15 protein-coding genes are annotated in these 12,033 nt (G+C 44.4%); 4 read left to right on the top strand and 11 right to left on the bottom strand.

Going from position 1 to position 12,033, the window contains the following annotated elements; translation table 11 throughout:
- Positions 1 to 748: 748 nt before the first annotated feature.
- Genes J7E37_RS01660 through accB form a run of 3 tightly spaced genes read right to left on the bottom strand, consistent with a single transcriptional unit; the run spans position 749 to position 3,055 of the window.
- Positions 749 to 1,159, bottom strand: coding sequence for an Asp23/Gls24 family envelope stress response protein (locus J7E37_RS01660; protein ID WP_192470733.1), 411 nt, complete (start codon positions 1,157 to 1,159; stop codon positions 749 to 751).
- 15 nt (positions 1,160 to 1,174) lie between these two features.
- Positions 1,175 to 2,530 carry an acetyl-CoA carboxylase biotin carboxylase subunit gene (gene accC / locus J7E37_RS01655; RefSeq protein WP_214778415.1) on the bottom strand — a complete coding sequence of 452 codons (1,356 nt, stop codon included), beginning with the start codon at positions 2,528 to 2,530 and terminating at the stop codon, positions 1,175 to 1,177.
- Positions 2,531 to 2,542: 12 nt separating this feature from the next.
- On the bottom strand, positions 2,543 to 3,055 hold the full coding sequence (gene accB, locus J7E37_RS01650; RefSeq protein ID WP_214778413.1) for an acetyl-CoA carboxylase biotin carboxyl carrier protein: 513 nt from the start codon (positions 3,053 to 3,055) through the stop codon (positions 2,543 to 2,545).
- 189 nt (positions 3,056 to 3,244) lie between these two features.
- On the opposite strand from accB, the gene J7E37_RS01645 reads away from it, so the two are divergent.
- Positions 3,245 to 4,744: a methyl-accepting chemotaxis protein gene (locus J7E37_RS01645; protein ID WP_483297190.1), complete on the top strand. Its 1,500-nt coding sequence runs from the start codon at positions 3,245 to 3,247 to the stop codon at positions 4,742 to 4,744.
- 36 nt (positions 4,745 to 4,780) lie between these two features.
- Here J7E37_RS01645 and J7E37_RS01640 read toward each other — a convergent pair whose 3' ends face one another.
- The 8 genes from J7E37_RS01640 to spoIIIAA form a co-directional block, all read right to left on the bottom strand.
- On the bottom strand, positions 4,781 to 5,326 hold the full coding sequence (locus J7E37_RS01640) for a SpoIIIAH-like family protein (protein ID WP_214778409.1): 546 nt from the start codon (positions 5,324 to 5,326) through the stop codon (positions 4,781 to 4,783).
- Positions 5,327 to 5,329: 3 nt separating this feature from the next.
- Positions 5,330 to 5,989, bottom strand: a complete 660-nt coding sequence (spoIIIAG, locus tag J7E37_RS01635; protein ID WP_215022012.1) for a stage III sporulation protein AG — start codon at positions 5,987 to 5,989, stop codon at positions 5,330 to 5,332.
- Positions 5,979 to 6,608 carry a stage III sporulation protein AF gene (spoIIIAF, locus tag J7E37_RS01630; protein ID WP_215022010.1) on the bottom strand — a complete coding sequence of 210 codons (630 nt, stop codon included), beginning with the start codon at positions 6,606 to 6,608 and terminating at the stop codon, positions 5,979 to 5,981. The genes spoIIIAG and spoIIIAF overlap by 11 nt, the downstream gene beginning before the upstream one ends.
- 11 nt (positions 6,609 to 6,619) lie before the next feature.
- The gene (gene spoIIIAE, locus J7E37_RS01625) at positions 6,620 to 7,819 is read right to left on the bottom strand and encodes a stage III sporulation protein AE (protein WP_214778403.1); all 1,200 of its coding nucleotides are present in this window, start codon (positions 7,817 to 7,819) and stop codon (positions 6,620 to 6,622) included.
- Between the two features lie 260 nt (positions 7,820 to 8,079).
- Positions 8,080 to 8,469 carry a stage III sporulation protein AD gene (gene spoIIIAD / locus J7E37_RS01620; RefSeq protein ID WP_173401223.1) on the bottom strand — a complete coding sequence of 130 codons (390 nt, stop codon included), beginning with the start codon at positions 8,467 to 8,469 and terminating at the stop codon, positions 8,080 to 8,082.
- 14 nt (positions 8,470 to 8,483) lie between these two features.
- Positions 8,484 to 8,690, bottom strand: coding sequence for a stage III sporulation protein AC (gene spoIIIAC, locus J7E37_RS01615; RefSeq protein ID WP_009794945.1), 207 nt, complete (start codon positions 8,688 to 8,690; stop codon positions 8,484 to 8,486).
- Positions 8,691 to 8,709: 19 nt separating this feature from the next.
- Complete coding sequence (spoIIIAB, locus tag J7E37_RS01610; RefSeq protein ID WP_214778401.1) at positions 8,710 to 9,225, bottom strand: stage III sporulation protein SpoIIIAB; 516 nt, start codon at positions 9,223 to 9,225, stop codon at positions 8,710 to 8,712.
- Complete coding sequence (gene spoIIIAA, locus J7E37_RS01605; protein WP_215022008.1) at positions 9,226 to 10,149, bottom strand: stage III sporulation protein AA; 924 nt, start codon at positions 10,147 to 10,149, stop codon at positions 9,226 to 9,228.
- Positions 10,150 to 10,360: 211 nt separating this feature from the next.
- On the opposite strand from spoIIIAA, the gene J7E37_RS01600 reads away from it, so the two are divergent.
- The 3 genes from J7E37_RS01600 (at position 10,361) to J7E37_RS01590 (ending at position 11,823) form a co-directional block, all read left to right on the top strand.
- A complete protein-coding gene (locus J7E37_RS01600; protein WP_214778397.1) occupies positions 10,361 to 10,513 on the top strand; it encodes a hypothetical protein in 153 nt (50 codons plus the stop codon).
- Positions 10,514 to 10,628: 115 nt separating this feature from the next.
- Positions 10,629 to 11,297, top strand: coding sequence for an SIMPL domain-containing protein (locus J7E37_RS01595; protein WP_214778395.1), 669 nt, complete (start codon positions 10,629 to 10,631; stop codon positions 11,295 to 11,297).
- Between the two features lie 160 nt (positions 11,298 to 11,457).
- Positions 11,458 to 11,823, top strand: coding sequence for a rhodanese-like domain-containing protein (locus J7E37_RS01590; RefSeq protein ID WP_215022007.1), 366 nt, complete (start codon positions 11,458 to 11,460; stop codon positions 11,821 to 11,823).
- Positions 11,824 to 12,033 lie beyond the last annotated feature (210 nt).

The raw sequence follows: 12,033 nt of genomic DNA, 5'->3' as shown, positions 1-12,033 counted from the left end.
AAGTTTTGTCCGAACTTGGGCCTACTTGGGACAACTTTTCCTCTTCCACACGAAGTTTTGTCCGAACTTGGGCCTACTTCGGCCAACTTTTCCTCTTCCTCACCAAGTTTTGTCTGAACTTGGGTCTACTTCGGACAACTTTTCCTCATCGACACGAGATTTTGTCCGAACTTGGGTCTACTTCAGACAACTTTTCCTCTTCCACACGAAGTTTTGTCCGAACTTGGGTCTACTTCGGACAGCTTTTCCTCCTCGACTCGAGATTTTGTCCGAACTTGGGCCTACTTCGGACAACTTTTCCTCCCCGACACGCGATTTTGTCCGAACTTGGATCTACTTCTGACAACTTTTCCTCTTCCACACGAAGTTTTGTCCGAACTTGGGTCTACTTCGGACAACTTTTCCTCTTCCACACGAGATTTTGTCCGAACTTGGGTCTACTTCGGACAACTTTTCCTCTTCCACACGAAGTTTTGTCCGAACTTGGGCCTACTTCGGCCAACTTTTCCTCTTCCTCACCAAGTTTTGTCTGAACTTGGGTCTACTTCGGACAACTTTTCCTCTTCCTCACCAAGTTTTGTCCGAACTTGGGTCTACTTCTGACAACTTTTCCTCTTCGACACGAAATTTTGTCCGAACTTGGATCTACTTGGGACAGCTTTCCTCTTCATCACGAAGTTTTGTCCGAACAATTCCTGAACTACAAAAAAAACCAAAGGCATGCATATTTATGCCTTTGGTTTGATGGTTAAACTTCTTGTTCGATTTCTGGTTCTACTTTTTGGTTTTCGAACTGGACGCCGACAACGTGGATATTGACTTCTGTTGCATCAAGCGCGGTCATGTTCAATAATGCCTGGCGGATATTGTCCTGGATTTTTTGCGCAACCACAGGAATCGATACGCCAAACTTCATGACACAATACACGTCAACCTTGATTCCTTCTTCTGCAAGCTCGACTTTGACACCTTTGCCGTGGTTCTTCTTGCCAAGTCTTTCGACTACTCCAGCTGCAAAGCTGCCGCGCATTTGCGTGACACCTTCTACTTCGGATGCAGCGATGCTGGCAATGACTTCAATTACTTCAGGTGCGATTTCAACTTTCCCCAGACCATTCTCATCATGGCTCATTTCAAGTAAATGTTGCTGTTCACTCATGGCTAGACCCTCCTATTATTCTTCTGACATTACATCATACATTTCCAGGAATTTCGTATTGAACTGCCCTTCCACGAATTTTTCATGGTTCAGCAGCTTAAGGTGGAACGGGATGGTGGTGTGGATTCCTTCAACCACAAACTCACCAAGCGCTCTCTTCATACGGTCAATCGCTTCTTCCCGGCTGCTTCCATAAGTAATGACCTTCGCGATCATTGAATCATAGTAAGGCGGGATTGTATAACCAGGATATGCCGCTGAATCTATTCTAACACCAAAACCGCCTGGAGGGAGATACATTTTGATTTTGCCTGCCGATGGCATGAAATTTTTCGCTGGATTTTCTGCATTGATCCGGCATTCGATCGCCCAGCCGTTGAACTGGACATCTTCTTGCTTAAGGCTAAGCCTTTCGCCGGACGCAATCTTGATCTGTTCCTTGATCAAATCGACGCCGGTAACCATTTCAGTTACAGGATGTTCAACCTGGATGCGGGTATTCATCTCCATGAAATAAAATTTGCGATTGCGGTAGTCATATATAAACTCTACCGTGCCGGCACCGGTATAATCAACTGCCTTCGCAGCCTTTACCGCAGCTTCGCCCATTTCAGCCCTGATTTCCCCGTCAAGCGCTGGAGAAGGTGTTTCCTCAAGCAGCTTTTGCAGGCGCCTCTGGATCGAGCAATCACGCTCCCCCAGGTGGATGGTGTGGCCGTAACTGTCAGCAAGCACCTGAATTTCAACATGGCGGAAATCTTCAATATATTTTTCAATATAAACGCCCGGGTTGCCGAACGCTGTCATCGCTTCCTGCTGCGTGATGTTGATTCCTTTTACCAGCTCCTGCTCGGTCCTGGCCACTCGGATTCCTTTACCGCCTCCGCCAGCCGTTGCCTTGATGATGACAGGGTAACCGATGTCATTCGCCAGACTGACAGCATCTTCCGTGCTTTCAACGATTCCCTGTGAACCCGGTACAATCGGTACATTGGCCTGCTTCATCGTTTCCCTGGCAACATCCTTCGTCCCCATCTTCTGGATGGCTTCAGGAGATGGACCGACAAACGTGATATTGCACTCCCTGCAAAGCTCAGCAAAATCGGCATTTTCGGCGAGGAAGCCGTAACCTGGATGGATGGCGTCACATCCGGTCAGCTTGGCCACGCTGATAATGTTGGTGAAATTCAAATAGCTGTCCTTTGAAGCCTTTGGTCCGATGCAATATGCCTCATCAGCAAGCTGAACATGCAGTGATTCCTTGTCAGCTTCTGAATAAACAGCAACGGATTCAACACCCATTTCCCTGCAGGCACGGATGACCCGGACTGCTATTTCTCCTCTGTTGGCTATCAGTAATTTTTTTATCATCAATATCGCTCCTTATTCGGGCTTAACCAGGAATAAAGGCTGGCCGTATTCTACAAGCTGTCCATCTTTAACAAGTACTTCAACGATTTCCCCGTTGACTTCCGCTTCGATTTCGTTGAAGAGCTTCATTGCTTCTACGATACATACAATCGAATCCTTGCTTACCTTCGAGCCTGTCTTGACATATGCATCTGCTTCAGGCGAAGAAGATTGATAGAAGGTCCCGACCATCGGAGAGACGATTTTATGTAAGTTGGATGTGTCCTGTACTTCCTCCTGCTTCACTTCCTGGATCGCTGCTGCCTCTGCCTTTGGCTCGGTTCTTGGAGCTTCCTGTACAACTGGTGCAGTCTGTGGAGCTTGTGTTGGAGCCGATGCTGCCGGCTGCACGTGCTCAACTACAGATTTAACTCCTCCATGCTTCTTCATTTTGATTTTTGATCCTTCATATTCATATGAAAATTCGTCAATGCTTGATTGATCTACTAGTTTGATTAACTCTCTGATTTCTTGTACTTTTAACATCTTTGGGCACCCCTTGTCCATTTCAATTATTAAGACTAGATACTAATACTATACGATAATACCATGTAAAACTTCAACATGTAACAATGTTTCTTGTCTTCCTTCTCCATTTTAATATTTTCTGAAAAAAAAGTGAATTCATACGACAGGAATCCTAAAATTTCTAGCGAATATTACATTAGCTTGAATATGAGGAGAATACATTACATGAAAAATATTGAAGACATTAAAAAAGAGGATTTGGAAAGGAAAAATTCACTGATCGTCAAAGCCACTCTGGTATCTGTCATTTTAGCAGCAGTAGTTGATATTGCCATGCAAAAGGAACTTGCCGTAATCCTTTCAATCATCGTCGGCGGGGGTGCAGGCGTTGCAGCTGTCGCATTGCTCCACTATACCAAAAGGTTAACAACTTTCATTCCTTACCTTTCCGTTATCATTGTATCTGCCGTTCTGCTCTTGATTATGGAAACTAGCGTTTCGCCAACTGCCTATACCCTTCTTTATTTTATCCTTGCTGCTGCAGCAATCTACATGGACAGGAAACTGCTATACATGGCATCCGTCCTTGGATTCATGCTTATTTCACTGTTCACATGGCTGCATCATGATGTACTGCCACTGGAAACTAAAAACTATGTAACGATCTATCTATTGTACATGCTGGTCACAGTCATGCTTGGTTTCCAGTTTTCTATTGCCAAAAAACTGGCTCAGACAATTGAGTCAGCAAAGCAGGAAACAGATGATCTCTTAATCAAGGATTTAGAGACAAGGAAAGTCATTGAAAGTAATACAAGGAACATTGCAAAGCTGATTGATGAGGTGAAATTCAAGAGTAAGGAAAATTATCAATCTTCGAAGGAAATGACCCAGTCTGTGGCAGAGATAGCTGCAGGGATCAATATTCAGTCAGATTCAGTCGTGGACATTACTCAATCTCTTGAAAAGACAAATCAGGTCATCACCAGGACATCGTCCCTTGTCGAAAAGCTGCACCAGGACGCAATGGCCGCCGAAAACGTCTCAGATAAAGGCGATGAGCTGATGTCCAGTCTAATATCAGAATTGACAGCTTCCTATGAAAATATGCAGAATGTCAATTCACATATCTTATCTCTTTCCGCGCTGATCAAAGAAACAGCCAGGTTTGCATCAGATATCCAGGGAATTGCTTCCCAGACCAATTTGCTGGCATTGAACGCATCCATCGAGGCAGCACGTGCCGGAGACAGCGGCAAGGGGTTCGCCGTCGTTGCGGAAGAAGTAAGAAAGCTTGCTGACATCACCAGTCATACAGCGACACAGATTGCCGAAAACTTAACCAGCGTTATGAGTGACACTTCCAAAACAAAAGAAGGAGTCAACCTGACAGCTGAAAAACTTACAGAAAACCTCGAATTAGCATCAGAAACAATGGAAGCATTCGAAACGATCCACCATACTTTCAAAGTTTTAAAGAGTGACATATCAGAGCAGGATGCATTAACAAGGACGATCCTGGAATCGTCAATGGCAATCGAAAGTTCCATTACCGGCTTCAGCTCCGTCATCCAGCAGGCGAGCGCTGCATTGGAGGAAATATCATCAGCGGCAATTTCGCAGAGTGAACATCATGAGCAATTGTTTAAATCTGTTGAGGAAGCGCATCAATCTTTAAATAACTTAATCACACTTCAGCAAAAATAAAGGGAAGGCCACCGCCTTCCCTTTTGTACTTCCCTCTTATTTTACAGGCTCAAATTGTACTGCTACATGCTGCAGTGAGCCAAGTTCTGTACGGACCATCTGGATGATTTCGTTTGCGGCTGATGCTGAATGTTCCTTAGCTTTTACTGTGATTCTGACGTTCTCTCCGTCCGCACGGACAAGGGCGTCTTCATAGCCCATTGACTTGATCAATGTTTCAAGAGTGAATTCCTTTTGAGTTACTTCATCAAGCTCGTTCATCTTTTCAATTGCATCGCTGCGGTCTTGAGCAGGCAGGTCTGTAGATGCTACAATCGCCTGAAGGTCTTCCTTCATTTTAGTGCGCTGTTCTTCCAGCTTCATGCGAAGTGCCTCGAACTTTTCATCGCTTGCAATGCCGGAGATAACTGTCTTGCCATCTGTGGATTCAGTTGCTGCCGTCTCTTTTCCATCAGCCTTCTGCTCTTCGACACCCGCCAGATCAGCCTTTTGCTGTTCAGGTGAAGTGATATAGTAAACCGATAGTACCACTACAAGACTTAACATCGTTAACAACCACACTGTTTGCTTTTTCAATAACATCTATTATTCCCCCTTAGATTTTTTAGGCATGACTGCCACCCGATGGTTTGGTACATCCAAAGCCCTGGTGACGGCCTCGATAATCCATTTTTTCACTTGTATATTTTCGGCTCCCTTTGCTACCACGAGGACACCCCTGATTTCTGGCTTCTTTGTCTCAAGAACGATAGGAACCTCTTTTTCACCGTTACGGATGATGACCAGCTGCTCATCCTGTGAAGCATCCTGGACCTTGCGTTTGCCGCCTTCACGATCGGTTTCATCCGTTGTTTGTGACTGGATGACCGTGTTCTTCTCAAGAACCTTCTTATCAGTAGCATCCACGTTTACAAAAACGGTGACATCGCCGACGCCATTGATGCCTTCCAGCATCTCGGTCAATTGTTCTTCATAAGCCTCTTCATATTCGGAAATGACGTCATTCCCTGCTGTTTTCTTTTGCCCGAACACGGCAGCATCCTCTTGAGTCTCTGCCTCCTTAGTGGCTGTAACCGCCATATCAGGATTTTGGTCTCCTAGGATATTGCCTATGAGCATGATCGCTGCCCCGAACAGGACGACAATCATTAAGTATTGGTATTTGCCAGATTTCCTCTCTGGCGGCCCGTCTTTGCTGCTTATTTGTTTCTTAATCCAGCTAAGTGGACCCTTATCATTGTCCATGCTCGTCACTCCCCCCTTCTATCATGATTTGAATTGACTTTTCAGGAACATTCCATTTCTCTGACAGAAGAGAAGATATTTGATCTGTATTCTGAGAGGTTTGTTTTGATGGAAGGGGTGCGTTCGTATCAATTTCTACTTCTCTTACTACTGCCACAGTCTCTCCCTCATCTTCGGCTTTTTTCAGATGCACGATGACATACTCCAGGTTTTCAGGGAAAGGCCGCTGATCCTGATCATTTACTCCAAGCTCGATATTAGCGATCTCCATTCCTTGCTGCTCCATCAACTCCTCCTCTGCGGCTGTTTTCAGTTGGACAGCCATTGTTTCTAAAATATATGCATGCTGGGATGCTTGTATTTCTTTTTTCTGAAATTCTATTGAATTTTTTATCTTTTCGTCCTCAAAACTATTGAATTGGCCCATTGATGCGATCGCTGTTTCAAAATCCGAAGTAAATAGTTTCATGACGGGAGACAAGATGATGGCGATCAAAATTAAACCTGTGACGATCTTCGTATATTTCTGGAAGCTCGAATTAGGCAGGAGCATATCAATGACAGTAGCCAGGAGTATGAAGATAATAATATTGGTTATCCATTCTTTTAGAAAATCCATTTCTTCCCCCCTCACCTCACCATCATCGTTAGATTTCCAGCGGCAATAATGACCGTGATTGTCAGGAAAAACATCAAGGAAACAATCCCAAGCGCAGCAAAAACATAGATAATACTTTTGCTGATGATATCGAGACAATTTATGACCGGTCCCCCACCAAGCGGCTGGAGAATCGCTGCGGCAAATTTATAGATAAATGCAACCATCAGGATTTTTACTGCCGGAAAAGCTGCGATGATCAGCAGAATAGCGACCCCTGCAATACCGACTGTGTTCTTAAGCAGCATGGAGGCGCTGATGACCGTGTCCGTCGCATCGGTGAATACCCGGCCGATTACCGGGACAAAGTTGCCAGTGATGAATTTAGCCGTCTTGACGGTAACTCCATCCGTCACAGCTGAGGATGCCCCCTGAACCGAAATGACACCAAGGAATACGGTCAGCAAAATCCCAAGCAGTCCGACGCTCCAGTTACGGAGCATGCTGGCCAGCTGCGTGACCTTGTAATGCTCTGACAATATGCTGACAATACTCAGAAGTGTGGAAAGGAATAAGAGCGGAAGCACGACATATTGAATGAACATTCCGCTAGTGTTCATCATGAAGATGATGACAGGATGGAAAAAAGCTGCCGATATCAGGCCGCCGGATGTTGCCATCAGTGCAAGGAGCAGCGGAATCAAGGCAAGAATGAATTGAATCATTGTTCCAATTGCATCATTTGTGTAATCAACGACTACATGAAAGCTATTGAGCGCAATAATAACGAGAACCATGAACACAATGGAATAGGCTACCTTGCTGATGGTGCTTTTTTCAAAAGAATTTTGCAGGGCCTGAAGAAACATGCTAAAAACGGTTAGCAAAATCAAGGAACCCAGTAATTTCCCATTGACGATAAACTCGTGGAAAGCAAAATTCAGAATCCCTTTAAACCATTCCTTCAATGAAAACTTTTTTTCCCCGCTGATGAAATCATATAAACTGCCTTTCTGGCTTTCGGGTAAATAGCCATCATATTTATTGATAATATCCTCCCAGAAACCTTTGAGTTCATCGATATTCAAGTCCTCAAGCTGGGCTGCGGCGATTTGATCCGGATTGATCATTGTGTTAGTTTTCTCTTCGTCACCAACAGCTTGTACAACCGGTATGAAAAAAAATAACTGGATTAATAAAATGCCAAGTATGAACTGCAAACGCTGCTTCAACTATAGTCACCTCTTCCAAGAAAAGCGTAGGCGCCTCGATCAGCCCCGGCAGGCATAAGACGTGCGGCGAGGAGGCAGTTCCCAGCCAGGCAGCTGCCCCGTATCCTTCCCTGCAGCCTTGCGACGCGGCGTAAGCCGTGGGAGCAAATAGCTTCACAGAATGTACTTACACGCCGGCTTATGACCCGAGGGGCCAGGCGCTGGAGCTGGACAATTCTCAAATATTTAGTTTGACTCTTGCTTTAAGTAAAGGGCCGCGATCAGCCCGGAATCAAGCGAATGATTGTTTCGATCATGACAGTGAGAATCGGAATGGCCATGGCGAGAATAAGAATTTTCCCGCCTAATTCAATTTTTGAAGCAATAGCCCCCTGACCTGCATCTTTTGTGATTTGGGCTGCGAATTCAGCAATATAGGCGATTCCGATGATTTTCAGTATCGTTTCTACATAGACGAGATTTACCTTGGCATTAGCTGCCAGCTTCTGGATCATTGAAATGATCTGATAAATTTGGTCAACCAAAAATAAGAAGATGGCTGAACCTGTGAACACGATCAGCAAGAAAGCAAAGTTCGGCTTTTGTTCCTTGACAATAAGGGCCAGGAAAGTGGCGATCAGTGCTACCCCTGTTATTTGAAGGATCTCAATGGCAAAGCCCTCCCCTACCCTTGAAATAGGAATACTGATTTAATTTTTTGAAAGAGGTCGTCGACAATGGAGGCCACCATGAAAAGGATGTATATGAACCCAAATAAGGTTACCCACTGTGCATATTCCTTCTTTCCCACCTGATCGAGAATGGTGTGTAGAAATGCAACGACGATGCCTACCCCTGCGATTTTAAAAATAATATCCACTTCAAGACCCATCTTGTCCTCCTCCTAAACGCTACATCAGTAAGATGATTAATAATAAGCCTGATAAAAAGCCGATACTTTTCATCATTTTTTCGTATTTCATTTGTTTTTCGCAGGCATCTGCTTCTTCTCTTTCCAGATGGGAGATTGTCAGCAGGATCTGTTTTTGCTGGGAATGACGGTCATGCCTGCCGAGCGTCTCACCAAATTGTTTCATGATCTCGAACTCTCCCTGTTTGAAGGCGGTCATCTTCCAGACCTCTTTGAGGCTGTCTTCCCACGCGGCTTTTACGGTTGTATCAGACTCTGTCAACTTTTTGGAAAAAGCCTCGAAAAACCAGGATAAAGGCTTGGACATCTGGGCAGCGAGCTTTCTTGAGGCATCATGGAGCGGTGTGTGGCCGTACATGATTTCAGCCTCCAATGATTGCAGGGCAGACTTCAGGAGCCGAAGCTGCCTCGGCCGCTCACTAAGATGTCTTGAGGCTTCGAAACCTGTCCAAGTCGTGGCCAGAATAATCAATATAGCACCGATTATTTTGATCATTTATGTCACTCTCACTTTTTGGCGAACTTCTTTGCCATTTGCTTCCCTTATTGAGGTGATGGTTCCAGGGCCAGAACTTCTTCCAAGCTCCACAAATCTATCAAAAATCCCCATCTCCAAAATTGGTTTCAAAGTTGGCCTTTTTTGAATATCTTCCAGCGAATCTCCATGTGTAGTCATGATTAATTTAATGCCTGCGTTAACTGCTTCAAGAATCGCTTCCCCGTCTTCTTTTCGGCCTATTTCATCTACAACCAGGACATCCGGGCTCATCGAGCGGATCATCATCATCATCCCCTCGGCCTTCGGGCAAGAATCCAGGATATCTACTCTAGGTCCAAATGTAAGCTGTGGGACCCCCTTCACGCATCCTGCTATTTCTGACCTCTCATCCACAATGCCTGCTTTAAGAGGGGGGAGTTTTTTTTCAGGAACCCCGCTGGATATCATCCTTGCTATATCCCTGAGCAAAGTGGTTTTTCCAGTCTGTGGCGGACCAATGATGATCGTATGTTTCCAGCCATTCTCGTAAATATATGGAAGCAACGGTTCGGCAATCCCGATTTTTTCCCTTGCAATCCGGAAATTAAAGGAAGATATGTCCCTGATCGCTTTTACAAAGCCGTTTTCCAGGATCACCTTTCCTGCAAGTCCAACTCGATGGCCTCCGGCAATGGTGATATAGCCACGCTTTAATTCTTCCTCCAACGTATACATTGAAAAATGCCCAAGCTTGTTCAATAGCTGGACAGCATCCTCAGGCGGAATGATATACGGCAGGAATTGAGGCTTCCCTCTTACCGTTATTTCAAGCGGCCTGTTAATCCGTATCCGCACTTCTTCCATCCCATCTTGATCATTAGGAGGCACTGCATCCAGCAATTCGGCAATTCGTTTCGGCAAAAAAGATAAGATATCCTCCATCATTAATCCTCCTGACAATACGCTTACTTAATATGTATGCCTGCTTGGACACTTTATGACCGGCAGATTCGCGAATGGCTGAGAGGTGGATTTTAATTTTGTGTTTGCTTAAGGATGATTCTAGGATTTCGAATGTTAGGAACTGTATCGACCGAGAGGAAATAATATCGCTTTTAATCGAAAAGAATAGTATTGAAAGGAGTTGATAAAGATGAATGAGGATCACCAGAAGTTCCAGAAAGTACAGAGAGCCGACCGGGCTTCTTATCTAGGAGGAGGAAGAAGTCCTAAGGAATCGCCGACTAATGATACAAAGTACAACAATAAGAATAACACTGACAAAGCACCAGGAGCTGGCGAGTAAAATCTTTTATCCTTTATCCTTTAGTCCATTCTTTGCTTTTTCCTATGACCGTTATTTGTTCTTCAAGACCAACATAATTATAGGTAATAGAAAAAGCAGTGTGGAGGGATAATGGATGGTTAATGGATTGTATACAGGCTACCGTGACAATGGTATCGGGAATGGAAAGAAAATTACCGTTAGTGGAGAAGGTTCTGTGTTCGCTGCGCCAAACCAGGCGACAGCAACGGTTGGCGTGCGCACCGAAAATCAGAACCTGCAGAGGGCACAGGCTGAAAATGCGGAAAAATCTAATGCCATGTTAGCAGCCTTACGTAACCTTGGGATTGCAAAGGACGATATTAAAACGGCAGATTTCCGGATTGATCCAATTTATACCTATGAAGACGGCAAGCAGTTATTCCAGGGATATCGTGTTACACACCTGTACAATATCACGATCAGGAATATTGCCCAGGCAGGATTGATCATCGACACCGCTGTTGAAAATGGTGCAAACGAAATCATGAACATACAATTTTCAGTTGCAGAGCCTCAGGAGTTGTACAATAGGGCACTTTCAATGGCAGTGGTCGATTCATACAACAAAGCTCAAACAGTAGCCCGGACTTTAGGCCTCCAAACCTCCATTTCGCCCCTAACGATTACCGAAGAAACCCAGAAAGGTTCGCCCGGCCCATTCCTGGTTGCGTCTTTAGATACAAGCAGCGGGAGCGGGACTCCGATAGAACCGGGGAAACTGGAAATCAAGGCGACTGTCACAGGAACATATATAAGCTCCTAAATTTTCAAAAGGCAGGCTGATAGCCTGGCTTTTTTCTGATATAAAGAAAAAGAGTGGTAGTGTACCGATTATGTAAGCTTCTCCTGACACAATTTGTCTATATCCACTTGAATACTTTTAAGTTAAAATACCTATATACGTATTTTAAGGAGAGATCATCATGAAGAAAATATTTTCGGCATTTATGTTTATATTGTTGATTACCGGCTGTTCTGGAGGCGGTTCTTATACTGATGTTTCAGTCGATAAAGCAAAAGAATTGATAGATAGTGGAGAAGTTCAGGTTTTGGATGTACGTACTCCTGATGAGTTCGCAGCAGGACATATTCCCGGAGCCAAGTTAGTTCCCCTGCAGGTCATAGAGAGCATGCTTTCCGAGCTTGATCAAGACCAAAAATATTTGGTGGTCTGCCGCAGCGGCAACCGCTCCACTCAGGCAAGCGGAATCCTCGTGGAAAATGGATTCAAGAATATTTACAATATGACCGGCGGAATGAATGAGTGGAAATATGAGATAGAGCAATAAGAAAAGCGCAGGCACATTGTCTTTTCCAACAAGTGTTGCATAATTTAAGCATCTCGTGAGAAACGTGATGCTTTTTGCATGGCTCTTTTCTCAAACTTTGTTGCTATTTATTACAAAATAGGATTGAATTACCTAAGTTTCTTCACAAAATTAATGCTTATTATTAGAAAAGAGCTTGCAAACTAAGCACCGAGTTACAAAATGACTTTT

Origin of the sequence: Bacillus sp. ISL-39, from assembly GCF_018613295.1 — a bacterium.
Taxonomy (GTDB): Bacteria; Bacillota; Bacilli; order Bacillales; family Cytobacillaceae; genus Mesobacillus.
The sequence above is the reverse complement of the archived record's forward strand: the minus strand, read 5'-3'. Positions and strand labels throughout refer to the sequence as shown.

Bases quoted from the DNA above. Each gene is read 5' to 3' on its own strand.
- spoIIIAA (WP_215022008.1), bottom strand. From the start codon at position 10,149: ATGGAGGATATCTTATCTTTTTTGCCGAAACGAATTGCCGAATTGCTG.
- spoIIIAF (WP_215022010.1), bottom strand. From the start codon at position 6,608: ATGGATTTTCTAAAAGAATGGATAACCAATATTATTATCTTCATACTC.
- accB (WP_214778413.1), bottom strand. From the start codon at position 3,055: ATGTTAAAAGTACAAGAAATCAGAGAGTTAATCAAACTAGTAGATCAA.
- J7E37_RS01645 (WP_483297190.1), top strand. From the start codon at position 3,245: ATGAGGAGAATACATTACATGAAAAATATTGAAGACATTAAAAAAGAG.
- J7E37_RS01590 (WP_215022007.1), top strand. From the start codon at position 11,458: ATGAAGAAAATATTTTCGGCATTTATGTTTATATTGTTGATTACCGGC.
- J7E37_RS01640 (WP_214778409.1), bottom strand. From the start codon at position 5,326: ATGTTATTGAAAAAGCAAACAGTGTGGTTGTTAACGATGTTAAGTCTT.
- accC (WP_214778415.1), bottom strand. From the start codon at position 2,530: ATGATAAAAAAATTACTGATAGCCAACAGAGGAGAAATAGCAGTCCGG.
- spoIIIAC (WP_009794945.1), bottom strand. From the start codon at position 8,690: ATGGGTCTTGAAGTGGATATTATTTTTAAAATCGCAGGGGTAGGCATC.
- spoIIIAG (WP_215022012.1), bottom strand. From the start codon at position 5,989: ATGGACAATGATAAGGGTCCACTTAGCTGGATTAAGAAACAAATAAGC.
- J7E37_RS01600 (WP_214778397.1), top strand. From the start codon at position 10,361: ATGAATGAGGATCACCAGAAGTTCCAGAAAGTACAGAGAGCCGACCGG.
- J7E37_RS01595 (WP_214778395.1), top strand. From the start codon at position 10,629: ATGGTTAATGGATTGTATACAGGCTACCGTGACAATGGTATCGGGAAT.
- J7E37_RS01660 (WP_192470733.1), bottom strand. From the start codon at position 1,159: ATGAGTGAACAGCAACATTTACTTGAAATGAGCCATGATGAGAATGGT.
- spoIIIAB (WP_214778401.1), bottom strand. From the start codon at position 9,225: ATGATCAAAATAATCGGTGCTATATTGATTATTCTGGCCACGACTTGG.